At 49.7% G+C, this 22,453-nt stretch carries 23 protein-coding genes and 1 pseudogene; 15 read left to right on the top strand and 9 right to left on the bottom strand.

Annotated elements, in window-relative coordinates:
- Positions 1 to 7 precede the first annotated feature (7 nt).
- The gene (locus tag AC566Q_RS00120; RefSeq protein ID WP_123324068.1) at positions 8 to 196 is read left to right on the top strand and encodes a 4-oxalocrotonate tautomerase; all 189 of its coding nucleotides are present in this window, start codon (positions 8 to 10) and stop codon (positions 194 to 196) included.
- A 65-nt stretch (positions 197 to 261) separates the two neighbouring features.
- Here AC566Q_RS00120 and AC566Q_RS00115 read toward each other — a convergent pair whose 3' ends face one another.
- The 3 genes from AC566Q_RS00115 to AC566Q_RS00105 form a co-directional block, all read right to left on the bottom strand.
- Positions 262 to 585, bottom strand: coding sequence for a DUF3718 domain-containing protein (locus AC566Q_RS00115; protein ID WP_123324067.1), 324 nt, complete (start codon positions 583 to 585; stop codon positions 262 to 264).
- Between the two features lie 375 nt (positions 586 to 960).
- Positions 961 to 3,096, bottom strand: a complete 2,136-nt coding sequence (locus AC566Q_RS00110) for a 3'-5' exonuclease (RefSeq protein ID WP_499612558.1) — start codon at positions 3,094 to 3,096, stop codon at positions 961 to 963.
- A gap of 65 nt (positions 3,097 to 3,161) precedes the next feature.
- Entirely contained in the window at positions 3,162 to 3,461 is a 300-nt protein-coding gene (locus tag AC566Q_RS00105; RefSeq protein ID WP_499612556.1) for a hypothetical protein, read from the bottom strand.
- An 82-nt stretch (positions 3,462 to 3,543) separates the two neighbouring features.
- Here AC566Q_RS00105 and AC566Q_RS00100 point away from each other — a divergent pair, with 82 nt between their 5' ends.
- The 3 genes from AC566Q_RS00100 (at position 3,544) to AC566Q_RS00090 (ending at position 4,839) form a co-directional block, all read left to right on the top strand.
- Positions 3,544 to 3,735 carry a zinc ribbon domain-containing protein gene (locus AC566Q_RS00100; protein ID WP_499612554.1) on the top strand — a complete coding sequence of 64 codons (192 nt, stop codon included), beginning with the start codon at positions 3,544 to 3,546 and terminating at the stop codon, positions 3,733 to 3,735.
- A gap of 2 nt (positions 3,736 to 3,737) precedes the next feature.
- The gene (locus tag AC566Q_RS00095) at positions 3,738 to 4,391 is read left to right on the top strand and encodes a flavin reductase family protein (protein WP_499612552.1); all 654 of its coding nucleotides are present in this window, start codon (positions 3,738 to 3,740) and stop codon (positions 4,389 to 4,391) included.
- A 154-nt stretch (positions 4,392 to 4,545) separates the two neighbouring features.
- Positions 4,546 to 4,839 (top strand): high-potential iron-sulfur protein, encoded by a 294-nt coding sequence (locus AC566Q_RS00090; RefSeq protein WP_105933079.1) that lies wholly within the window; start codon positions 4,546 to 4,548, stop codon positions 4,837 to 4,839.
- A gap of 60 nt (positions 4,840 to 4,899) precedes the next feature.
- On the opposite strand, the pseudogene AC566Q_RS00085 reads toward AC566Q_RS00090, so the two are convergent.
- Positions 4,900 to 6,402: pseudogene (locus tag AC566Q_RS00085) on the bottom strand (amidase).
- Between the two features lie 281 nt (positions 6,403 to 6,683).
- On the opposite strand from AC566Q_RS00085, the gene prmA reads away from it, so the two are divergent.
- The 6 genes from prmA (at position 6,684) to purD (ending at position 13,119) form a co-directional block, all read left to right on the top strand.
- The gene (gene prmA / locus AC566Q_RS00080) at positions 6,684 to 7,565 is read left to right on the top strand and encodes a 50S ribosomal protein L11 methyltransferase (RefSeq protein ID WP_499612550.1); all 882 of its coding nucleotides are present in this window, start codon (positions 6,684 to 6,686) and stop codon (positions 7,563 to 7,565) included.
- Positions 7,566 to 7,759: 194 nt separating this feature from the next.
- Positions 7,760 to 8,761 carry a tRNA dihydrouridine synthase DusB gene (dusB, locus tag AC566Q_RS00075; protein WP_499612548.1) on the top strand — a complete coding sequence of 334 codons (1,002 nt, stop codon included), beginning with the start codon at positions 7,760 to 7,762 and terminating at the stop codon, positions 8,759 to 8,761.
- A gap of 30 nt (positions 8,762 to 8,791) precedes the next feature.
- A complete protein-coding gene (gene fis / locus AC566Q_RS00070; RefSeq protein ID WP_070175272.1) occupies positions 8,792 to 9,085 on the top strand; it encodes a DNA-binding transcriptional regulator Fis in 294 nt (97 codons plus the stop codon).
- Between the two features lie 150 nt (positions 9,086 to 9,235).
- Positions 9,236 to 10,834: a bifunctional phosphoribosylaminoimidazolecarboxamide formyltransferase/IMP cyclohydrolase gene (gene purH / locus AC566Q_RS00065; RefSeq protein ID WP_499612547.1), complete on the top strand. Its 1,599-nt coding sequence runs from the start codon at positions 9,236 to 9,238 to the stop codon at positions 10,832 to 10,834.
- 155 nt (positions 10,835 to 10,989) lie between these two features.
- Positions 10,990 to 11,802 carry a class I SAM-dependent methyltransferase gene (locus tag AC566Q_RS00060; protein ID WP_499612545.1) on the top strand — a complete coding sequence of 271 codons (813 nt, stop codon included), beginning with the start codon at positions 10,990 to 10,992 and terminating at the stop codon, positions 11,800 to 11,802.
- An 18-nt stretch (positions 11,803 to 11,820) separates the two neighbouring features.
- On the top strand, positions 11,821 to 13,119 hold the full coding sequence (gene purD, locus AC566Q_RS00055) for a phosphoribosylamine--glycine ligase (RefSeq protein WP_499612543.1): 1,299 nt from the start codon (positions 11,821 to 11,823) through the stop codon (positions 13,117 to 13,119).
- 75 nt (positions 13,120 to 13,194) lie between these two features.
- Here the strand turns inward: purD and AC566Q_RS00050 are convergent, their stop codons facing one another.
- Entirely contained in the window at positions 13,195 to 13,446 is a 252-nt protein-coding gene (locus AC566Q_RS00050; RefSeq protein WP_499612542.1) for a superinfection immunity protein, read from the bottom strand.
- Positions 13,447 to 13,620: 174 nt separating this feature from the next.
- Between AC566Q_RS00050 and AC566Q_RS00045 the strand changes: the two genes are divergently transcribed.
- From AC566Q_RS00045 to envZ, 5 genes are all read left to right on the top strand, one after another.
- On the top strand, positions 13,621 to 14,634 hold the full coding sequence (locus tag AC566Q_RS00045; RefSeq protein WP_499612540.1) for an ion transporter: 1,014 nt from the start codon (positions 13,621 to 13,623) through the stop codon (positions 14,632 to 14,634).
- A 108-nt stretch (positions 14,635 to 14,742) separates the two neighbouring features.
- Positions 14,743 to 15,639: a phosphoribulokinase gene (locus tag AC566Q_RS00040; RefSeq protein ID WP_105933070.1), complete on the top strand. Its 897-nt coding sequence runs from the start codon at positions 14,743 to 14,745 to the stop codon at positions 15,637 to 15,639.
- A 383-nt stretch (positions 15,640 to 16,022) separates the two neighbouring features.
- Positions 16,023 to 17,279 carry a sodium:proton antiporter NhaD gene (gene nhaD / locus AC566Q_RS00035; protein ID WP_105933069.1) on the top strand — a complete coding sequence of 419 codons (1,257 nt, stop codon included), beginning with the start codon at positions 16,023 to 16,025 and terminating at the stop codon, positions 17,277 to 17,279.
- Between the two features lie 117 nt (positions 17,280 to 17,396).
- A complete protein-coding gene (gene ompR, locus AC566Q_RS00030) occupies positions 17,397 to 18,122 on the top strand; it encodes an osmolarity response regulator transcription factor OmpR (protein WP_105933068.1) in 726 nt (241 codons plus the stop codon).
- Positions 18,123 to 18,130: 8 nt separating this feature from the next.
- Entirely contained in the window at positions 18,131 to 19,471 is a 1,341-nt protein-coding gene (envZ, locus tag AC566Q_RS00025) for a two-component system sensor histidine kinase EnvZ (protein ID WP_105933067.1), read from the top strand.
- A 9-nt stretch (positions 19,472 to 19,480) separates the two neighbouring features.
- Here the strand turns inward: envZ and AC566Q_RS00020 are convergent, their stop codons facing one another.
- The 4 genes from AC566Q_RS00020 to hslR all read right to left on the bottom strand — a co-directional run bounded on the left by AC566Q_RS00020 (position 19,481) and on the right by hslR (position 22,435).
- Positions 19,481 to 20,656, bottom strand: a complete 1,176-nt coding sequence (locus AC566Q_RS00020) for an MFS transporter (RefSeq protein ID WP_499612537.1) — start codon at positions 20,654 to 20,656, stop codon at positions 19,481 to 19,483.
- A gap of 187 nt (positions 20,657 to 20,843) precedes the next feature.
- Positions 20,844 to 21,086, bottom strand: a complete 243-nt coding sequence (locus AC566Q_RS00015) for a hypothetical protein (protein ID WP_499612535.1) — start codon at positions 21,084 to 21,086, stop codon at positions 20,844 to 20,846.
- An 11-nt stretch (positions 21,087 to 21,097) separates the two neighbouring features.
- A complete protein-coding gene (gene hslO / locus AC566Q_RS00010) occupies positions 21,098 to 21,997 on the bottom strand; it encodes an Hsp33 family molecular chaperone HslO (RefSeq protein ID WP_499612533.1) in 900 nt (299 codons plus the stop codon).
- Between the two features lie 27 nt (positions 21,998 to 22,024).
- Positions 22,025 to 22,435, bottom strand: a complete 411-nt coding sequence (gene hslR / locus AC566Q_RS00005; RefSeq protein ID WP_499612531.1) for a ribosome-associated heat shock protein Hsp15 — start codon at positions 22,433 to 22,435, stop codon at positions 22,025 to 22,027.
- Between the last annotated feature and the right edge of the window lie 18 nt (positions 22,436 to 22,453).

Raw genomic sequence — 22,453 nt, 5'->3', positions numbered from 1 at the left:
GAGCACTATGCCTATTGCCCATCTTGAAATCCTGGAAGGCCGCACTGCAGAGCAGCGAGCAAAACTGATAAGCGAAGTGACGGATGCGATCTCACGTTCTATCGATGCCCCAAAAGAAAGGGTAAGAGTGATCATCACAGAAGTTCCCAAGGCAAACTGGGGGATTGGCGGCGTGCCTGCCAGTGAGGTCAGATAAACCTGTCTGAGATAAAAACAAAAGCCCCGCGATTTATCGAGGGGCTTTTTTGCCAACAAACCATATTAGTTTGCGCGGCTGATCAGCGTACCAGTGTAATCACCAGCGGTGATGTAACGGTTAATTTTCGCTACGTTATCACCATACTGCTCAACAAAGTCAACAATTGGCAGTTCGTTACAGGTAACATTGTCTTCTACGAAACCGCGGGTTAAGCCTGCTTCCTTAATCGCTTTGTGTAACTTCATTTTGTTACCTTTTGCGGCTATTACACAGATTTCAGAGGTAATCGCATCGTCTGCAGCAACAAATTGAGAATTTGCCTGAGCTGTAGCCATTGCACCGAAAGTTAAGCCTGCAACCATTACTATTTTAGTGAAAGTTTTCATCGTTATTTCCTTTTTACCATTAACGGGAGAGAGTTGCTTAAGGTAGAGCAACGACGATGCCAACTTTTTATTTCATTTATTATCAACAACTTAAACAAAAACCCTGCGCTTGGTCATTTTTAAACAAAAAGCTAAAACTACATTTTGGTTAATTTGACCAAAATTTAGCATGGTGAATACAAGAGTGAATTGAAAGAGGTGAGTTAGTGGTACGAGCATAAAAAAAAGCCCACAAAAAGTGGGCTAAACAGCAAGAACGCATACACACTTAGAAAGTGTAATTACTAGTATGGGCTTTGTTTAAAAACAGATCAAAAATTTTACTAAAATTTATGTAAGCCTTTAGTATATTTATTTTAACCTATTCTCCGTGACTTAATTGTTCATATCGTTTTTACTTTGAATTAAACGTAAAAGTTCAGCTGCAGCCTGCGCATCATCCAACGCCCGGTGGTGGTTTTCCAGGTGGATATCGAAGTGGGCAGACAGTGCTCCCAGCCCATAGGACTTAAGTCCCGGAAAGGCTTTTCGCATTCGTGCACAGGTACAAAATTTCGGCCGTTTAAAGTCCAGATCGAGACGCGCAAACTCTTGTTTGATAAAGCCATAGTCAAAATTGACGTTGTGGGCAACAAACACGCTGTCTTTAGTAAAAGCCTCGATGTCTTCAGCTACTTCGGCGAATACTGGCGCCCCGGCCACCATGTCGTCGCTGATACCGGTTAACTGGGTAATTCTGGAGGGAATATGGCGCTGCGGATTAATCAGACTTTGCCACCGGGCCACTTCTTCACCACCAATCAGCTTGACCATGCCCACTTCGGTTATCCGATGATAGGCAGATTGCCCGCCCGTTGTTTCGATATCCACCACAACATAAGGTTGCATAGGGTCGTGATACCAGTTTACCTGGGTGATCCCCACTTCAAACCCGCACTGGCGTAAACGCTGTATGGTGATCAGCTGATTTCGTCGCAACTGATCGCCCGGCGCTTTTATTTCCTCAAACCGCAGGGTGTTATTATCAACTACCAGAATATCCGGAAAGCCATCGCGCAGGCAGGCGTAGTCTTTACACATAAGCAACAGAAACTGGCACAGGTTGTCCATGCACGTGTACTCAAGCAGTATTTTGAGGCTCTCCGGTAAGCCCTGCCGCCACATAAAAAGGCTGTTTACTTTGCCATAGTGAGCACTGGCCTGTTTAAGCAGATAACGGTGCAGCGTATCGGCACTAGCGCAATACTTATTAAGATGTTGCTCTATGTCACTGCCAAAACGGTCGTAAAAATCATTGTAGCGAAGGACCTGCGGGCGCCGGTCAAACTCACTCACCAACCCCCATTCACCATATAACCAATCCCAGAACAATAACCCGAAGAGCATCCGCCACGGTTGGTTTTCGGCGCGGTAGGCGGCTAGTCCCTGACGGCGGTAGTAACTGATTACCCCTTGTTCTACAGATTGGTTATGGATGTCATCCAGTTGCACTACGTGGGTAGCATCGCGTAGCATGTCAGTAAGGGTAGAGGTTCTTTTGCGATCAAACTTACGGGCATAAAAGTCTTCCGCGAAGGCCAGTAACGTATCCGATGCAGGGTCATCAATAATGGCTTCGAGCGCTTGTTGCACCGCGTCTTTATGGCCGAGTTTATAACTCTCGCGCAACCACTTTTCCTGCGCCTGATCGCTGCCGGCCTGCTGCAAAAGCGCCAGGGCTTTTGGCGCGTCTTTAGCCAGCCAGTAATTCCCCATCTGGAATAACACCCGGTCGCGGTAATCCTGGCCTATTGGGCAATGCACGGTTATGTCAGTATTCAGACTAAAATGCGCTTTTTCTTCTTCGTTCAGTTGCTTAAAAGCGGTTAACTGGCGGGCGTAATAAAATGCACCACGCGCAGCATCCTGCCCTTCAAATCGTGCCAGCTGTTGGCTGACATCCTGCCGCGTACGCATAACGCCAAGGTCACGCATGGAAAATTGATTGAGGCGGCCCCGGGTATGACCAAAGTACAAAAACAATAAATAACTGAGCGGTGCATCATAAGCGCGCAGCAAATACTGCTCATTAAGCTCATCCATTACCGCCAGTGGCTGACGAGCCATGATGCCGGCGAGTTCATCAATTAACCTCTGTTTGGCTAAGGTTGAGCTTGCCTGACAGCCATTGTCTTTGAGTAGTATCAGTAGATCGGCTTTAGTCATTGCCTGGCCCAGCGAATAACTGTCGCCCTGGCAGATACTGGTAAACCAGCCCGCCTCTCGCAACCGGGTTAGTCGCTCTAAGGGCGCGTTAATTTCTGCGTAGTCAAACGTTTTGGTCACCACTACCGGATATTTGCGGTTGGCGGCACGCACTATCAAACACTGATCATCTTTATCCAGTGCATGAAAAGCCTCAATAAAAGCCTCGGTTTTAGTATCAACTAAAGGTCGGTTAGCGCCCTCGAAAAATTGCAAAAATTCATAAAAATGATCGAGGTAGTACCGTTCTGGTAGAGTTTTTCGCATTGCAGATCCTGAACCCATAACATGTATAAATATACAGCATTTAATGGGAATTACTACCGTTACAGCTAACCGCCAGGTTTAATTTTTTGCCGCGCCACCCAGGCAAAATATTCGCTTAGCCGGGGATCGGCTTTAAGACTCTCCAGCGTTGAAAAAGTTTTGGCCAGCGTCATTTCATCATAAAAGCGATGAATACCATTATGGCACTGGCGGCACACCATAATACCTTCGGCCAGCTCAGTTTTGCTGTAGTGCTTTTTAAAGTAGTTACGCCGGTGCATTTTACGCGGAATCAAATGATGAAAGGTCAGCCAGTGGATTCGCCGGCAACAACTACAGCGCTCTTTGTTTTTCCGCCTGGCCAACTATCTGCTCTCCTGTTCAATCCAGCTTTGCCGGTTATACGTATAGCCTAACAAGAAAGAACAACGACCAAGGCAAAGCACTATGAGTTTAACCAAGGCCAGCACCTTTGAGTGCCCCTACTGCATGACCATCAATGATATCGAAGTCGACGAAATTAACGATATCGGCCAGAGCCAGGTGGTGGATTGCCAGATTTGTTGTCAGCCTATCCTGGTATCCATTTACGATAGCAATGGCGAACTCGATATTCACGCCGAAATGGAGAACGAATAAGTATGGAAACCATTGATGCAGCCGGCATTGATGCCATGGCACAGCGTTATCGCGCTAATTTTATTAACAGCCTGTCAGGTTACAAAAGCGCCAATCTGGTTGGTACCTGTAACGAGCAGCAGCAAACCAATCTGGCAATCATCAGCTCAGTGGTTCATATTGGTGCTAACCCGCCCCTGATGGGCATGATTATGCGTCCGCACACGGTCACCCGTGATACCCTGGGCAACATTAAACAAACGGGTTTATTTACCATCAATGCGCTGCCGGTTAGCCATTATGCTAATGGCCATCAGACCTCAGCGCGGTACGCGCCTGATGTCAGCGAATTCGATGAGGCAGGTTTTAGGCCGCTCTGGGAACAGGACTTTGCAGCCCCGTTTGTGGCCGAGAGTCCATTGCGTATTGCCCTGAGACTGGAAGACATCCTGCCGATTCAGGCTAACAATACCGAGTTGGTCATTGGCCGAATCGAGCTGGTGCAGGTTGACCCAGCTGTTATTACTGAGGACGGCACTGTGGAGATAGCTTCGCTCGACCTGGCTGCCATTACCGGGCTGGATACCTATCATCAGGCCAGCCCGATAGCCAAAATGGCTTATGCCAAAGCGGATAATCCGCCAACACCATTACAGCTTTTTAATGCAGATCAATAGAATGGGTAATTACAGTTGGTAGATCCATTTTTAACCTGTATAAGTAGAAACTAATAAATATGTGCGATTCCAAAAAACCTGCTTCGGCAGGTTTTTGCATTTTGGGACCAAGGTAAAAAAGAATCATTCTCGTTAACTTTTTTGGAGTAATATTATGAAATCAGTCAATCGTCGTGACTTTCTGAAACTTTCCGGAACCACGCTCATTGGCATGACTTTAGGCGGTGTTGCCTTGCGTGCGAATGCTCAGGAGCAGCTCAGTGAAGACGACGCAACCGCTAAAGCACTTAAGTACGTTCACAAATCTACAACCGAAGGCTCAAGTTGCTCAAATTGTATGTACATTCAGGGCGAAGCGGGTCAGGAATGGCGTCCTTGCGCCATCTTCCCCGGCAAACTGGTTAACAGCAAAGGCTGGTGTAGTGCGTGGGTGAAAAAGCCTGGCTAAACGCAGAACAAAAAAGTTTTAACAAGGCGACGTTACCCATGGTGACGTCGCCTTTTTTCATTATTGAGCCGGCTTCTGGTAAGGAGACTGAATACCGTTAACCGATTCAGCCTGTAATCGGTTAGGTAAAAACGCTGGCGTCGCAATAAACTGATTAGCTCTTTCAAATGCCAGACCAGTGTTAAGTACCTGTGCATCCTGCCACTGTCCGCCAATCACACTCAATCCCACCGGTAATTCCTTCACTGTAGTTAGCGGTACAGTAATATGCGGGTAACCGGCTATGGCTGCCAGATAGCCAACCCCAACATAACCTTGTGGCGCATTATCGCCGTATACGGCGTCGATTAAGAAAGCCGGGTTGTTAGACGGCCCAACCAGCACATCCACATCGTATTCGTTTAATAACTTGTCGATCCCCTGCTCGCGGGTTGCACTGCGCACAAGTGCCAGTGCCTGCTGGTAGTCTTCACCGGCCATGCCTTCGGTGGCCGCGGATTTCTCAAAGATTGACTGATCAAATAACTGCATTTCCCGTTTTGACGTGCGATTAAAACCAATCAGTTCGTCCAGATTGGCCACCGGCAAATCAGCGGGTGATGACAACAAATACTCATTCACTGTGGTTTTAAATTCAGCCAGCAATACCAGATAAGATTTGGCTCAAAAATCCTCCGGCTGTTCAAGGCTCTCGATTTCCACTACCTGTGCGCCCAGATCAGTTAGCTTTTCCACGGCCGCATCGACCGCCGCAATAATAGCTGGATTATTGCCCTGCCGATAACGCATAACGCCAATCTTCAGCCCCTGAATATCACCGTTTACTGCCGCCAGTGCACTCGCTTCTGGTCGAGCTTCGGCCTTTGTGGCATCGTCTTGATCGTCCTGCCCGGCCATAACAGAGGCCATCAGCGCGGCGTCTGCAACCGAGCGAGCCATAGGACCGGCCGTATCCTGGGTCACGGAAATCGGCACAATATGTGTGCGTGGGATCAGGCCCACCGTGGGTTTAAACCCTACAATACCGTTCATTGAAGACGGGCAAATAATTGAGCCGTTAGTTTCGGTACCGACGGCAAGCGATGCCAGTCCTGCCGCTACGGCCGCGCCCGATCCTGAAGAAGAACCACAAGCCGTGCGGGAAAGAACGTGAGGATTGCGAGTCAGCCCGCCTACCGCACTCCAGCCACTGATAGAATCCTCTGAACGAAAGTTGGCCCATTCCGACAAATTGGTTTTGCCCAGAATAATCGCCCCGGCATCACGCAAACTGGCTACCAGCGGCGAGTCACGCCGGGTATCATTATTAAGTAATGCCAGTGAGCCGGCCGTGGTAGGCATATCCCGGGTTTCAATATTATCTTTAAGTAATACCGGGATGCCGTGCAGTGGGCCGGTTGCCTCACCGCTGGCGAGCGCTGCATCTTTTGCTTTGGCTTCGGCCAGCGCGTTCGGGTTTACCAGTAAAATACTGTTTATCGTCGGACCGCTTTTATCGATCGACTCAATGCGAGCCAGATAGCCAGTCACCAGCGCTTCGGCAGTTAACTCACCGCGCTTCATTGCCGCTACCTGCTCAGCCACCGGTGCATCCAGCCATTTATTGTCGACTACAGGCTGGGTTTGCGTGGCACAGGATACAACGAAACAGACGAGCAGGATGCTAAGCAGTCTTTGTTTCATATTTCTCTCCGGGCGGACTGTTCCGCTTTGTTATTAGTACTAAAACGTTTTTATTTACCATAAATGAAAAGCGCCACGATCGCTATGCTGTGCAATCGCTGATACCAATTCTTAGCATCCCTGTTAAAATTGCGTTTTTCTGTACTACCGCTGAGGATCCCATGCCCTGGTTACAATTACGAATCGATACATCTGCCGAGTTAGCTGAACAAGTAGGCGGCATGATGAGTGCCAATGGCGCTCAGGCTGTTACCTTTGTGGATGCTAAAGACACCCCGATGTACGAACCCAAACCAGGTGAAGTGATGTTATGGCCGGATACTCAGGTAGTTGGATTATTTGATGCCGCAGACGACATGCCAGCCATTATTAAACGCCTCGAAAAAGCCAGAGTGCTTGGGAAGGATTTTAAATATCGCCTGGAACCGCTGGAAGACAAAGACTGGGAACGGGAGTGGATGGATAACTTCCACCCGATGAAGTTTGGCGAGCGCTTGTGGATATGCCCGAGCTGGCGCGATGTGCCGGAGCCCGACGCAGTGAATGTGATGCTCGACCCGGGTCTGGCATTTGGTACCGGCACGCATCCTACCACCGCCCTGTGTTTACGCTGGCTGGACGGCATAGAGGTAGCCGGTAAAACTGTGGTCGACTTTGGTTGCGGTTCGGGGATCCTGGCTATTGCAGCCTTAAAACTCGGCGCTAAAGAAGTCATTGGAATCGATATCGATCCGCAGGCTTTGCAGGCATCCATGGACAATGCCCAGCGCAACCAGGTGGCCGACCGCTTAAAGGTGTTTTTACCGGCAGACCAACCCTCACTGCAAGCCGATATTGTGATGGCTAATATTTTATCTGGTCCGTTACTGGAACTGCAGGATGTGATTACCGGTTATTGTAAAGCGGATGGCTTGCTGGTGCTTTCCGGTATTCTCGCCGAACAAGTAGAACGAATTGAGCAGGCTTATGCCCGTGATATCACCCTCGATATCAGCGCTATTGATCAGGAGTGGGCACGAGTTTCGGGTCGTCGGCACGGTTAATTATCGACGATACTGGTTGACCTGTCCTAAATGTCAATGTCACAACTTTGACATAAAAACGAAATCTCTTTGTCAATAGTGAACACGTAAATTTTGTGTAATTTTTAGCCTTTTCAAGATTGCAGAAAACGCGTACACTTAGCGCCCCGTTTCAGACAGGTGGTTATTTTCTACGCAAAGTTAGGTTGTTTTTTATGCGAATTGGAACTTACACACTTGATAACAACCTAATGTTAGCACCTATGGCAGGTGTAACAGACAGGCCCTTCAGACAGCTCTGTCGCCGTCTGGGAGCAGGCTTGGTTGTATCGGAAATGCTGAGCAGTAATCCAAGGGTATGGAATACAGCGAAATCCATGCAACGCATGGATCACAGCGGGGAGTCAGGCATTCGTTCTGTGCAGATTGCCGGAGCCGATCCCGACTTAATGGCAGAAGCAGCAAAATTTAATGTTGCCAACGGCGCCCAGATTATTGATATCAATATGGGTTGCCCTGCCAAGAAAGTAAATAAAAAGCTGGCAGGTTCAGCACTACTGCAATACCCGGATTTAGTGGAATCCATTGTTCGGTCGGTGGTAGACGCTGTGTCAGTTCCCGTTACCCTGAAGATCCGTACAGGGTGGGACACGGACAACCGCAATGGGGTGGAGATTGCCCGCATTGCACAGGAAAATGGCATACAGTCACTGGCCGTTCATGGTCGAACCCGTGCCTGTATGTACAAAGGTTTTGCCGAGTATGACACTATCCGCAGTATTAAGCAGGCGGTGTCGATTCCGGTAGTTGCCAATGGTGATATAACTTCACCAGAAAAAGCCAGGGAAGTGCTTGAGTATACTGAAGCTGATGCATTAATGATTGGCCGCGGTGCCCAGGGCAATCCGTGGATATTCAGAGAAGTCTCCCACTTTCTGAATACCGGCGAACGGCTGGCCCCACCATCATTAATGGAACAACATTCGGTGCTTAAAGAACACGTAACAGCGGTTCACGCCTTTTATGGCGAGGAAAACGGTGTTCGTATTGCCCGCAAGCATGTGGGTTGGTATTTGATGGAGCATGATAAGGATCGTCAGTTCCGTAAAGTGTTTAATGCGCTGGAGTCTGCCGAAGAGCAACTGCAGGCCATTGACCACTACTTTAACAACGTGCTGCCTGATGGTGAGGCCCGACAGATCTCACCGGCAGCTTAAGACTGATTAACAAAAGAGCAAGAAAGTATTATGTTCGATCAAAATGTAACTTCTCCTTTTACAACTACTGTAACTACTCCGTCACAAACTCAGGCACAAAAACCACTGCGTGACTCTGTTAAACAAGCAGTCAACAAGTACCTGAAGCAGCTGGACAACACCAACATCGACAACCTGTACGAAATGGTACTGGCCGAAGTTGAAGCGCCTTTACTGGAAGAAGTTATGACTTTCACTCGCGGCAACCAAACCCGCGCAGCAATCATGATGGGCATCAACCGTGGCACACTGCGCAAGAAATTAAAGCAGTATGGCATGAACTAAGCCCTGCGGGCCTGGCCCACATAAGAGCACCTTTCGGTGCTCTTTTTGTTTTAACCGCCCTGTCTGGTTCCGGAGGCAACGGCGGATAAAATAGAGACACTCCGGACACCCACACCATTGTTATTAACCTCATCGAAGCAAAATACCACTATGGAAACACCAAAACCTATCAAACGAGCCCTGTTAAGCGTTTCAGACAAAACCGGCATTGTTGAGTTCGCGACTGCACTGCACGAAGCAGGCGTTGAGCTGCTGTCGACAGGTGGCACCGCCAAGCTACTCGCTGACAAGGGGCTGCCCGTTATTGAAGTGTCAAACTACACAGGACACCCAGAGATTATGGACGGCCGGGTGAAAACCTTACACCCTAAAATTCATGGTGGCATCTTAGCCCGTCGCGGTACCGACGAAGCGGTGATGGCAGAAAATAACATTGGCCCCATCGATTTAGTGGCGGTTAACCTGTATCCGTTTGCGGCCACTGTGGCAAAAGAAGACTGCACCTTAGAAGACGCTATCGAGAATATCGATATCGGCGGACCAACAATGGTACGTGCTGCGGCGAAAAACCACAAAGATGTCACTATCGTGGTGAATGCGGCTGATTACCCACGCATACTCAGCGAAATGCAGGGCAACGAAGGGTCGCTGACCTATAACACCCGCTTCGATTTAGCTATCAAAGCATTCGAGCACACGGCCGAATACGACGGCATGATTGCTAACTACTTCGGTGCACGTCTGGATTCTACCGACTGCGCTGATGACTGCGAGCACGAGCACAGCGAATTCCCGCGGACCTACAATATTCAGGTCAGCAAAAAGCAGGATCTGCGCTACGGCGAAAACAGCCACCAGTCTGCCGCCTTTTATGTTGAAAACGATATTCAGGAAGCCTCGGTTGCTACCGCTACGCAATTAAATGGTAAAGAGCTGTCGTTCAACAACATCGCCGACACCGACGCCGCTTTAGAATGTGTGAAAGAGTTCGACGAACCCGCCTGCGTTATCGTTAAACACGCTAACCCGTGTGGTGTGGCACTGGGTGAAAATATTCTTGAAGCCTATGACCGCGCTTTTAAAACCGACCCAACCTCTGCGTTTGGCGGCATTATCGCGTTTAACCGCGAGCTGGATGCTACCACCGCGCAGGCCATTATCGACCGTCAGTTTGTTGAAGTGATCATCGCGCCATCGGTATCGCAAGCTGCGACTGAGATTGTGGCCACCAAGAAAAACGTACGCCTGCTGGTTTGCGGTGACTGGGCTGGCCAGTTAACTGAAGGGTACGACTTTAAACGGGTTAACGGCGGCCTGCTGATCCAGGAACGTGACTTTGGCATGGTTGATATGGAAGACCTGAAAGTAGTGACTAAGGTACAACCCACCGAAGCACAACTGCGTGACCTGATGTTCTGCTGGAAAGTGGCCAAGTACGTTAAATCTAACGCCATTGTTTACTGTAAAGACAGCATGACCATTGGTGTGGGCGCTGGCCAGATGAGCCGCGTGTATTCAGCCAAGATTGCCGGCATTAAAGCGGCGGATGAAGATCTGGAAGTGGCTGGCTCAGTCATGGCTTCTGACGCGTTCTTCCCGTTCCGCGACGGCATTGATGCCGCCGCAGCGGCTGGCATTAAAGCCGTTATCCAACCGGGTGGCTCTATGCGTGACGATGAAGTTATCGCCGCGGCAGACGAGCACGGCATTACCATGGTGTTTACCGGCATGCGTCACTTCCGTCACTAATTCAGCATACGCTGTGTAACGTGTTTTTGCGTTGGCCTGACATCACGAATGTAAAAATTTTGTGTTAGGCTACCGCAATAGTGATTGCTCATTAAACGATCTGATGAGCAATGCAGTATAAACCACACGTTGTTAATGACAGAAGGGAAATACCAATGCGTAAATCTGCGGTTCTATTACTTGCCAGCTTACTGGCGACACCGGCTTTTACAGCCAATGCCGATGCCATTGCTGATGCAGTAGCCAGCGATACACGTTCGAGCCAGGAGCGTCTGCGTGACGAATACCGTCACCCTCAGCAAACCCTGCGCTTTTTTGATGTTCAGCCTGACATGACCGTGGTGGAAATTCTGCCAGGCGGTGGCTGGTACTCAAACATCCTCGCGCCATTATTGGAAGAAGACGGTAAACTGGTTGCCGCTCACTTTAATGTGAAAGCAGACTCTCCCAGTTACTACAACCGCCTGTTAGCCAGCTTTAAAGAAAAAATGGCCAGTGATGGACCGTTTAACGCAGTCGAGCTAACCGCTTTTGATCCGCTTGAGCAACTCGATGTTGCCAAAGCTGGCAGTGCCGATCGCGTACTGACATTCCGTAACGTGCACAACTGGTATATGGCCGATAAAAAGGACGGCGTGGCAAACGCCATGAAAACCTTTTTTAAAGCACTGAAACCAGGCGGTATGTTGGGTGTTGTCGATCACCGTTTACCGGAATCTGATGCCGACGATAAAATGGAATCATCCGGCTACATGAAACAATCATACGTGATTGAGATGGCAGAAAAAGCGGGCTTTGAACTGGTCGCAAGTAGCGAGATTAACGCTAACGCAATGGATACTGCAGATCATCCACGGGGTGTCTGGACACTGCCACCAAGCCTGCGCCTTGGCGACGAAAAACGCGCTCACTATCTGGCCATTGGTGAAAGTGACCGAATGACCCTAAAATTTATGAAACCTGAATAACTTTACGGAACACTCTTAATGAAGGTACTTGTAATTGGCGGTGGTGGCCGCGAACACGCGCTGGCCTGGAAAGCGTCTCAATCGATTGGCGTCACCGACGTTTTTGTTGCACCGGGTAATGCCGGCACAGCCACCGAAGCGGGCTTAACTAATGTTGATATTTCAGCGACTAACGTAGAAGCATTGGTGGCATTTGCCAAAGAAAACGCTATCGGACTCACCATCGTTGGTCCGGAAGCGCCATTGGTAATAGGTGTGGTAGATGCTTTTGAGGCTGAAGGTCTTAAGATCTTCGGGCCAAGCAAAGGCGCTGCGCAGCTGGAAGGCTCTAAAGCCTTTACCAAGGATTTCCTGGCTCGCCACAAAATCCCAACCGCTGATTACCAGAACTTCACCGAGATTGAGCCAGCGCTGGCTTATGTGCGTGAAAAAGGCGCGCCTATCGTAGTGAAGGCCGACGGCCTGGCGGCGGGTAAAGGGGTGATTGTTGCTATGACCCTGCAAGAAGCCGAAGACGCCATTAAAGACATGCTGGCTGGCAACGCCTTTGGTGAAGCCGGTAGCCGTGTGGTTATCGAGGAATTCCTTGACGGTGAAGAAGCGTCTTTCATTGTCATGGTCGATGGCAAAAACGTTTCGGCGTTTGCCACCAGCCAGGATCACAAGCGTATGGGTGACGGTGATACCGGCCCTAACACTGGCGGTATGGGCGCTTACTCACCGGCACCGGTTGTAACGCCAGACATCCACCAGCGAATTATGGACGAAGTGATTTATCCCACTGTTAATGGCATGGCAGAAGAAGGGTATCCGTACACCGGCTTTTTGTATGCCGGCCTGATGATTATGGCCGACGGCACGCCTAAAGTGATTGAGTATAACTGCCGCTTCGGCGACCCGGAAACCCAGCCTATCATGCTACGTTTACAGTCAGATCTGGTGGCGCTCTGCCTGAAAGCCTGTGACGGTGAGCTGGAAGGTATTGAGATCGACTTCGACTCCCGCGCTGCCGTTGGTGTAGTGCTGGCTGCCGGTGGGTATCCTGCCGATTATGCCAAAGGCGATGTGATCTCAGGCTTAGACGAAGCCGCGAAACTGGACGGCAAAGTATTTCATGCAGGCACTGCATTGAAAGACGGTGCAGTCGTCACCAGCGGTGGCCGCGTGCTATGTGCCACGGCGCTGGGTAACAGTGTTACCGAAGCTCAACAACAAGCCTATCAACTAGTCAAAGCCATTGACTGGAAAGATGTTTACTTCCGCAATGATATTGCCTACCGGGCAATGGCGCGGGAACAGGCTGGATTAGCCAAATAAAGTAAGAAAATAACAAGCCGCTCCACAGAGCGGCTTTTTTCTGTCTGAGTCACCAGCAAGCCTGAAATCATGGCCTTATTTCTGGGTCACCGGTTTCTTATTAAAGCGGTTAACCATGTTACCTGTAAATGCCCATACCATTACGCCGCCCCAGGCGATCAAAGAAAAACCGGCCGGTATGCACGCCAGGGCAATTAACTTTAGCTGTTTACGGTTAAACATCATTGCCACCATGGCCGGTAAAAACCACACAAATAGCACCGATGCACCCACAACGGCAAACTGAGCCGGTGAAGTATTGTCGAAAAGCTGCGTTAAAAATTCCATTATCCTATATCCTGTAAGTAAGAGGGTTATACAGGTAGTCTTCCATGGTGCAGAAAAATTACACTGTTTCGCTAAATACCAAAAAATTGTGATAGCTCAAGCCTGCTCACCGGCCAGACTTGCTCAACATGAGTGCTAACGGGTAGAGTAAAACAGGAGTACTGAGGAGTTTTAATGAGCGACCAGCCAATTCGCAACCGTATTTATCATATTCTTGAGCCCCATCGTAAAGGCGATCACCTTAGCCGGGCATTCGACCTGTTCCTGATTGTCCTTATCCTGCTCAATACTGTGGCGGTTATGGCGTCAACGGTAGAGTCACTGCACCGGCAATGGCACACTCAACTCTATGCATTTGAGATCTTTTCGGTTTTGGTGTTTACCCTGGAGTATTTAGCCCGGGTATGGAGCGCCACCAGTGCACCGCAAACCGCAAGCTACCGCCAGGCGCCATACAGTAAATCCTGGCAACAGCGTTTACGCTACATGTTTACGCCCATGGCACTGGTGGATCTAGCTGCGATACTGCCCTTTTACCTGAGCATGTTCATGGCCTTTGATTTGCGTATTTTACGGTTATTGCGACTTACAAGGCTGATAAAACTCGGTCGTTACTCCCGTTCAGTCAACCTGCTGTACACCGTTATTCGTAAAGAGCTACGCGTGCTTGCGGCGGCGGTATCGGTTTTGGTTATCGTAATGGTGCTCGCTGCCACCGGCATGTATTACATAGAACAACGCGCCCAACCAGAAGCCTTTGGCAGCATTCCGGCCGCACTCTGGTGGGCAATTAATACGCTGACCACCGTAGGCTACGGCGACGTAACGCCGATTACGCCACTGGGTAAGATATTCAGCGGAGCGATCACCATTTTAGGCGTAGGCATATTCGCCCTACCTGCAGGTATTCTCGCCTCCCGTTTATCAGAACAGTTACGCTTGCGTCGTGATACTTTTCGCAAGCATGTGATGGAAGTCATTGCCGATGGCAGCTTATCACCGCATGAATTGTCTCGCTTAAATCAGCTCCGGGAAACCCTTGGATTGGACGATGATCAGGCGAATTTATTAATTGATATTGCGCAGGAATATAGTCAGCAAAACCTGCGCTCAACCCCTTATTCGTACTGCCCTCACTGCGGCAAATCACTACCGGTCCGGCAGGAACCGGATTCGCATCAGGGTTGATTATTGGCGCTCACCGGCTTATAAATAGGGATTATCTTATTGAGTATCTGACACAGGCCAACTAAGAGTCTGGTATTTCGGATCACCATCAGCCCAAAAAGAGCGCGCATGTCGGTAAAACATCCCATTATTGCTATTACCGGTTCATCTGGTTCCGGCACCACAACCACCACCAATGCGATTCGGCATATATTTCGCAACCTGAAAATTGATGCGGCTTATGTTGGCGGCGACAGCTTCCACCGTTTTACCCGTCCGGAAATGGAAGTAGAAATACGTAAAGCGCAGGAACAAGGGCGTCACATCAGCTACTTTGGCCCAAAAGCCAATGATTTCTCGTTGCTCGAAACTTTATTCAGCCAATACGCTGAAGATGGCACTGGCCGGTTTCGCCAGTATTTGCATACCTTCGATGATGCCGTGCCATTTAATCAGATGCCAGGCACCTTTACACCCTGGCAGGAATTACCTAACGATACGGATTTATTGTTTTACGAAGGGTTACATGGCGGCGTAAAAACCGAAGACATCGACGTGTCTCAGTATGTAGATTTACTGGTCGGCATGGTGCCTATTGTTAACCTGGAGTGGATTCAAAAGATCGTGCGCGATACCACCGATCGGGGCCATTCCCGGGAAGCGGTGATGAGCAGCATTGTGCGTGGTCTGGACGATTACTTCCATTATATTACGCCACAGTTTTCCCGCACCCACATTAACTTTCAACGCGTTCCCACGGTAGATACCTCAAACCCGTTCAGCGCCCGAGAAATACCCACTCAGGATGAAAGCTTCGTGGTGGTGCGTTTCCGCCGTGAAATGAAAAACGTCGACTTCCCTTACCTGCTGCAAATGATCGACGGCTCCTTTATGTCGCGCATCAACACACTGGTGGTACCGGGCGGTAAGATGGGCCTGGCCATGGAGTTAATCTTAACGCCACTGATTGAAGATTTGATGAAGCGCAAGAAAAGCCGGGGCTATCAAATGGATTGGGTGCAGTAGCACAAAAATGTTGAAACCAGTTGCTTACCAAAGTCATCGAATTCGATGACTTTGAAATAATAATTATTTAGCGGTTCACAACCAATTTCGAATAAGACGCCGCATCGCTGTACCCCTACAGCTCAAGCGCGGCGAATATCTGCTCGGAGACAAATTTAGTATAGTCACTCCTTTCAACCTGTTTAATTTTTAATCTCCCTTTTATTAAACCCGTCGAATTCAACGGGTTTAAAAGTCTAGCGCTAAGGTCGTAAGACCAAAGTATTTAATAACCAAAATGAATACTAACTATTAACGCCTGACAACGCTTATTCACCGCTTAGCCCTTTACTGACGAGGGCTTCGCCGTAAAATACGGCCACTGAAATTGCGGAATCCCCCTCATGATAGATACCATTCTTATTACCCTGGCCGCCCTGGCCCTGCTTGGCGTGATGTTCGAAGAAGTCCTGCATATCAACAAGGCAAAGATCACCCTGTTTTTTGGCACGCTGGCCTGGATGATTCTTTTTATCTCTGCCGACAGCCCGGCCTCAACCGACGCGGTTAACGAAGGCTTACTGCATAACATTACCGAAATCTCCACCCTGTGGTTATTCCTGGTGGCGGCCATGACCTTTGTGGCCTATCTCAACCGTAAGGGGCTGATTGCCAATATGCTGAACCTGGTGATGCCAACCAACATTTCACTCAAAAAGCTGATGTTGATAACCGCACTGTTCAGTTTTTGCTTTTCCTCGCTGGCAGATAACATTACCGCTACGCTGGTGTCTATCGCCATGGTGCTATCATTGGGACTGCCGTTTAATCAAACCATGCGCTTTGCGGTACTGGTGGTCTTCGCGGTTAATTCCGGTGGCGTGTCGCTGATTACCGGTGATGTCACCACTTTGATGATCTTTATGCAGAATAAAGTCACCATTACCCAGCTGTTCTGGCTGTTGGTGCCTTCCTTCCTGGCCGTCATGGTACTCACCGGATTACTAAGCATCGGCATGACCGGCAAGGTAAAAATTCGTAAAACGACCTATGCCACCAATACTATCGATTATGTAATCGCCGGTATTTTCTTAACCACCATTATCTCAACGCTTATCCTTAACGTGTTATATGCCATTCCGCCCATGCTGACTTTTCTCGCGGGTATGGCGATTATGTTTCTGGTAGCCAACCACATGGGCGAAGATGACGATCAGGACCCCATTATGGATTACATCCGCTACATAGAGTTTGATACCTTGTTGTTCTTCCTGGGAGTGCTGCTGTTAGTGGGTATGCTGGAGCATATCGAAGCCTTGCACTCGCTGCTTTACCTGTACCAGGTCTTCCCGCCGTTGATTGCCAATTATGTGATGGGTGCAACCTCCGCACTAATCGATAACGTACCGCTAACGGCGGCGTTGCTTAAGGCCAATATCGGCATGTCGGTGAGTGAATGGATGTTACTGACCTATGCCGTAGGCGTAGGCGGCTCGCTGCTCATCATCGGCTCGGCAGCCGGGATTGTGACCATGAGTAAAGTAAAGGGCCTGAGCTTCGCCCGTTATGGCAAGTACTTCCTGCTGTTGCTTATTGCCTATTCCGTTGGCTATGCACTGGTTTATGGAGTAGCCACGTATATCATGCCCGGCGTTGCCTGAATTACACGCCTGACACGCTTTGTAACAATCCGTGCCGGTTCGAAACATCTGAGCACTTTTGTCCGGTATCACTTAGGGTTATAGTGATACCGGAACGCGGTTGTCAGTGAGGCAGAAATGGGTCAGGAAACATCAAAAATATTAGTCGTCGATGACGATATGCGGTTACGTAGCTTGCTTGAGCGCTACCTGGTAGAGCAGGGTTTTCAGGTAAGAAGCGCGGCGAATGCCGAGCAGATGGACCGCCTGTTAGAACGTGAAAACTTTCATTTGATGGTCCTTGATCTGATGCTGCCCGGTGAAGATGGCCTGTCTATTTGCCGCCGTATGCGTCAGGCAGAAAGCAAGATGCCCATTATTATGTTAACCGCCAAGGGCGATGAGGTCGATCGCATAATCGGCCTGGAAATGGGCGCCGACGACTACCTGCCAAAGCCTTTTAATCCACGGGAACTGCTTGCCCGCGCTAAGGCAGTACTGCGTCGTCAGACACACGAGGCCCCCGGCGCACCATCCATGGAAGAGCAAATTGTCGAGTTTGGCAGTTACCGGTTAAACCTGGCCACCCGCGAAATGACCGACGACGGCAAATCCCTGTCGCTTACCAGCGGCGAATTTGCAGTATTAAAATCACTGGTCACTCACCCACGTGAGCCGTTGTCCCGTGACAAACTAATGAATCTGGCCAGAGGCCGTGACTACAGCGCTCTGGAACGCAGCATCGATGTTCAGGTATCCCGCCTGCGCCGTATGCTGGAAGAAGATCCAGCCAATCCACGTTACATCCAGACGGTATGGGGTTTAGGTTATGTGTTCGTGCCGGATGGCGCGGTTGCCCAGTAACATAACCTGTGCGATTACTCCCTAAAAGCGCCTTTGGCCAAACCGTACTGCTGATTGGCGTTTTATTGTTGATCAACCAGGTCGTCTCTTACCTGTCGGTCACCATGTATTTTATCCGGCCCAGTTACGAGCAAATCAACAGCCTGATTGCCACCCAGGCTGCCACACTCAAAACTCACGTGGACGAACTCAACGACCCGGAATACCTGCGTACCTTAAAAGCCCAAACCGGTATTCGCATTTTTACTGATACCGAAGCAAAGGCTGCCAGATTGGGGCAGGCTACCTTTTATCAGTTTATGTCTGCCCAGGTCACCGAGCAGTTGGACGAAAAAGCCGAAGTGCGCATTAGTGCGCCCCAGCTTGATCAGCAATCCACGCCTTATTATGTCTGGATCAAAATCGCCAGCCTGCCAGACAATTGGATCCGCGTACCGGTGTACGGCTTAAGTGAAGCCAATATCTTCCCATTAACCCTGTATCTGTTGCTAATTGGTATTTTAAGTGTGGGTGGCGGCTGGCTGTTTGTATTTCGCCTTAACCGGCCATTGAGCGCACTGCAGCGCGCCGCAATCAAAGTGGGCAGGGGTCAGTTTCCGCCACCGCTGAAAGAAGATGGCACCAGCGAAATGATTGAGGTAACCAAAGCGTTTAACCGCATGAACCAGGGGATAAAGCAGTTAGAGCATGATCGCATGGTAATGACGGCGGGGATTTCCCACGACCTGCGCACCCCTCTTACCCGTATTCGCCTGGCCACCGAAATGCTGCCCGAGGATCAGGACTGGGTGAAAGAAGGCATCGTCAGCGACATCGAAGACATGAATGCAATTATCGATCAGTTCATCGAGTATGCCCGGCAGGAACAACAGGAACGCCAGACCATTGCCAACCTGAACCCGTTAATTACCGAATTAACCGATGCCCGTAATACCAATCAGCAGTTTAATCCTTCCGCGGAAGACCGTCAGTCTATTCACCTCGAGCTCAACCCACTGCCGAATATTCCATTGCGTAAAGTCGCCCTCAAACGGGTGTTGGATAATCTGATTGAAAACGCCTTCCGCTACGGTAGTAACCATATAGAAATCACCACCTATTTCGACAAAAAGCAAAACCGGGTGGTCTGTAAAGTACGGGATTTTGGTCAGGGCATTCCTGAGGATAGTCTGGAAAACGTCTTCCGTCCCTTCTCTCAGGGCGACTCAGCCCGCAACTCCGGCGGTTCAGGGCTGGGACTGGCCATCACCAAGCGTATTATCGAGATGCATGGCGGGCAGATTAACCTGCGTAATCACCCCGAAGAAGGCCTGATTGCTGAGTTCTGGCTGCCCAGCGAGGGGCTGTAAAACTGCGGCCTAGCCTTGCTTAATAATACGACTGTAAAACCAGGTGGCACTCCAGAGTAGCACCGCCGCCATTGGTACTGCCCAGTAAGCCACTCCAATAGACGCTATCCCGGCCCAGGCGCCGGTACTAAGCGACACCAACTGCACCCCCATGGCATTACCAAGAATGGTTATTCCTGATAGCAAAGGACCTTTTTCGCTGTCGATATTCATAGCAGCAGAGAGGATTAGCGGGAAGAGCCCGCCGAGCCCCAGACCAAGCAGGAAGTTGCCGAGCATTATCAGCATAAAAGTATCCCCCAGCTTGGCAATAATGGCACCCGCCAGCAGCATGGTGACCAGCACCATCATCAACCGGTGTACGCTGAACCAGCGTAAAAACCAGGCAAAGCTTAACCGACTCAGCGCCATCCCGCCGGTAAAGCCAGCCAATAACAAACGGGCGGCATCGCCATCGAAACCCAGTCCCTGCTGCGCATAACTCACAAACCAGTTAACCGTACCAAATTCCACCGCACCATAACCAAAACTGGCGACAGCCAGCAATAGAAACACCGGTTGACGCATGATAGTGGCAAATGCCAGGGTTTGTTTAGGCGCTGATTCCTGCTGTTTCTCAACCGGTAATTTTGCATTGGCATTGCGCACACTTAAGAAAGTAAAGAGCGCCAGAATAAGCCACAAACCGGCCAGAAAGTGCAGCGGCAAGCGCCAGTTAGCCTGCCACAAAAAGATCAGCGACACGTAAAAAGACGCCACCAACGTGCCCAGGCTGAACATAAAATCCATAATGCCCATCATGGCAAAGCGCTTTTCCACGTAGAGCTGGGCGATAACCGTATGGCCGATGGTGATTTTACAGGAGCTCAGTACCCCAACAATGAACACGATAACCAGCAATCCCGGCCAGTTTGGCATTAAGCCGGCAATAACGATGAACAGGGCATTCACCAGCGACAAACTGGCAAATAATGGCAAAAACTCAAATCGAGACGCATATTTGCCACCAATAATCGCGCCCATCATCATGCCCAGTGAAAACAGCGTAAACAACGCGCCGCTCACAAAACTGCTCATGGTCAGCTCTGCCGCCATACGAGGCAGCAGGATCCCCCACATCAGCAACAGGATGCCGAGCAGAAAAAAGCCGCTGAATATTACGGTGGTGGCCAGGGTTCGATTCATTGGTTCTCCGTCAGACGTGTCGGTCCGGCTCCCATATACAAACCGGCTACCTTAGCAATAACATCGAATCTGTGGGGACATCAATAAGAATTCGTATGCAGCGCGTGATTTCGTTAATGTACTTAACAAATCTGGTAATCACCGCTGCATGTCGATGTAAGCGGGGGAAAGGGTTGACTGCGTTCGGTTATCCGTGGCCGCGCACCAGACTTTCCAGGCGCGCCAGCTCTTGTTCCAGTGAATTCACCGGCATCGCAATGCCAGCCTGGGTATACCAGTAGCGGGCATTAAACTCATCACCTTCAACCCGGTGCAGATAGCCATGGATCAGGCAGGAAAATTCATCACTGTAATCCTGAACCAGATCGTGTGAGCCATCCCAGTCACCGGCTCTGGCCAGCTCAAGCGCTTTAATGTGAAAATCAGCCATCAATAAACCGCTTATTGAGAGGCTTCTGGTGCGCTGTTGTAGCCACTTTTTAACGCCTCCACGTCAATTTCGTCGAAGCGATACTCTGTGTGGCAGTACTGACAGTTCATGTTGATTGAGCCTTCTTCTTTAATAATCGCCAGCAGTTCCGCTTTGTCGATGTTACGCAATGCTTCGGCGCTGCGTTCCCGTGAACAAGTGCAGGCAAAGGTCACTGCTTCCGGTGCATACACTTCCACGGTTTGCTCGTGATACAGGCGGTACAATACATCCTGAGCAGGTAACGCAAACAGCTCTTCAGCGGTCATGGTTTCAGTTAAAGTACACAGGTGCTCAAATTCACTGTCGGCAGTCACATTAGTGGCTTCACTACTGGTTGGTACTACCTGTAAAAACATCCCGGCTACCTTAGGCGCGTCCTTGTCTGCTAAGTCAGTATGGATAAATACGCGGGTTGCCAATTGCTCTGAGCGCTCGAAGTAATCTTCAATACAGCCCGCCAGCGAGCCTTTATCGAGCGCCACAACGCCCTGATAACGCTCTCCTTCGGTAGGCGTAATGGTAATAACCAGGACAGCATTAGCCACCAGTTCGGCGAAGCTGGCAGTCGATAAATCGGCTTCCTCATCCCAGCGGGCCACGCCCCGAAGGGTTTGTTCGTGGGTCGCATTAACTACGGCATAACGCACTTTACCCTGGCTTTGAATTTGTAGCCCTACTTCACCTTCAAATTTGAGGGTAGCGGTTAACAAACTGGTGGCTGCGGCCATCTCGGCCAGCAGTTGCTGGATGGCCAACGGATAGTCGGTGCTATGCACGATTGGCTTTAACGTGTCCTGCAATCTAACCAATTCACCGCGCACGCTGGCGTCAGTGAATAAATAACGATGTAACTGATCAAACTGATTCATGGTATTTCCTGTCTTTCACCAGTGTTATCACTGATGTTTAAATTTAATAAGTTCGCGACGCTGCTTTTTGTCCGGCCGGCTTTCCGGTCGCGGATTATGGAAGCTTTGCATTTTTCGCGCCTGCTGATTTTCTTCGCGTTTGGCCACACTTTCTGGCGTCTCTTCATATAATAGCTGAGCGTCCTTCGCCGGCAGGCGTTTTTCAGAAACATCCTGAATTATGAGCTCTTTTACATCCCAGCCGGCGGGCACCCGAATAGCCGCGCCGGGCTCAACAATTTTACCGGGTTTGCTTTTTTGCCCATTGTAGTGAACTTTTCCGGCCTGAATCAGGTCTCTTGCCAGTGCACGGGTTTTGGTTAACCTCGCTGCCCAGAGCCATTTGTCCAGCCGGACCTTTAGTTCATTAGTTGCATCATTAGTTGCATCATTAGCCATCGGTTGTTCTCATGCGTT

This window comes from Alteromonas sp. H02 (assembly GCF_059682525.1).
The sequence above is the reverse complement of the archived record's forward strand: the minus strand, read 5'-3'. Positions and strand labels throughout refer to the sequence as shown.

Excerpts from the sequence above, each read along its gene's own strand:
- AC566Q_RS00120 (WP_123324068.1), top strand. The coding sequence starts at position 8 with ATGCCTATTGCCCATCTTGAAATCCTGGAAGGCCGCACTGCAGAGCAG.
- AC566Q_RS00115 (WP_123324067.1), bottom strand. The coding sequence starts at position 585 with ATGAAAACTTTCACTAAAATAGTAATGGTTGCAGGCTTAACTTTCGGT.
- AC566Q_RS00110 (WP_499612558.1), bottom strand. The coding sequence starts at position 3,096 with ATGCGAAAAACTCTACCAGAACGGTACTACCTCGATCATTTTTATGAA.
- AC566Q_RS00100 (WP_499612554.1), top strand. The coding sequence starts at position 3,544 with ATGAGTTTAACCAAGGCCAGCACCTTTGAGTGCCCCTACTGCATGACC.
- AC566Q_RS00095 (WP_499612552.1), top strand. The coding sequence starts at position 3,738 with ATGGAAACCATTGATGCAGCCGGCATTGATGCCATGGCACAGCGTTAT.
- AC566Q_RS00090 (WP_105933079.1), top strand. The coding sequence starts at position 4,546 with ATGAAATCAGTCAATCGTCGTGACTTTCTGAAACTTTCCGGAACCACG.
- prmA (WP_499612550.1), top strand. The coding sequence starts at position 6,684 with ATGCCCTGGTTACAATTACGAATCGATACATCTGCCGAGTTAGCTGAA.
- dusB (WP_499612548.1), top strand. The coding sequence starts at position 7,760 with ATGCGAATTGGAACTTACACACTTGATAACAACCTAATGTTAGCACCT.
- fis (WP_070175272.1), top strand. The coding sequence starts at position 8,792 with ATGTTCGATCAAAATGTAACTTCTCCTTTTACAACTACTGTAACTACT.
- purH (WP_499612547.1), top strand. The coding sequence starts at position 9,236 with ATGGAAACACCAAAACCTATCAAACGAGCCCTGTTAAGCGTTTCAGAC.
- AC566Q_RS00060 (WP_499612545.1), top strand. The coding sequence starts at position 10,990 with ATGCGTAAATCTGCGGTTCTATTACTTGCCAGCTTACTGGCGACACCG.
- purD (WP_499612543.1), top strand. The coding sequence starts at position 11,821 with ATGAAGGTACTTGTAATTGGCGGTGGTGGCCGCGAACACGCGCTGGCC.
- AC566Q_RS00050 (WP_499612542.1), bottom strand. The coding sequence starts at position 13,446 with ATGGAATTTTTAACGCAGCTTTTCGACAATACTTCACCGGCTCAGTTT.
- AC566Q_RS00045 (WP_499612540.1), top strand. The coding sequence starts at position 13,621 with ATGAGCGACCAGCCAATTCGCAACCGTATTTATCATATTCTTGAGCCC.
- AC566Q_RS00040 (WP_105933070.1), top strand. The coding sequence starts at position 14,743 with ATGTCGGTAAAACATCCCATTATTGCTATTACCGGTTCATCTGGTTCC.
- nhaD (WP_105933069.1), top strand. The coding sequence starts at position 16,023 with ATGATAGATACCATTCTTATTACCCTGGCCGCCCTGGCCCTGCTTGGC.
- ompR (WP_105933068.1), top strand. The coding sequence starts at position 17,397 with ATGGGTCAGGAAACATCAAAAATATTAGTCGTCGATGACGATATGCGG.
- AC566Q_RS00020 (WP_499612537.1), bottom strand. The coding sequence starts at position 20,656 with ATGAATCGAACCCTGGCCACCACCGTAATATTCAGCGGCTTTTTTCTG.
- AC566Q_RS00015 (WP_499612535.1), bottom strand. The coding sequence starts at position 21,086 with ATGGCTGATTTTCACATTAAAGCGCTTGAGCTGGCCAGAGCCGGTGAC.
- hslO (WP_499612533.1), bottom strand. The coding sequence starts at position 21,997 with ATGAATCAGTTTGATCAGTTACATCGTTATTTATTCACTGACGCCAGC.
- hslR (WP_499612531.1), bottom strand. The coding sequence starts at position 22,435 with ATGGCTAATGATGCAACTAATGATGCAACTAATGAACTAAAGGTCCGG.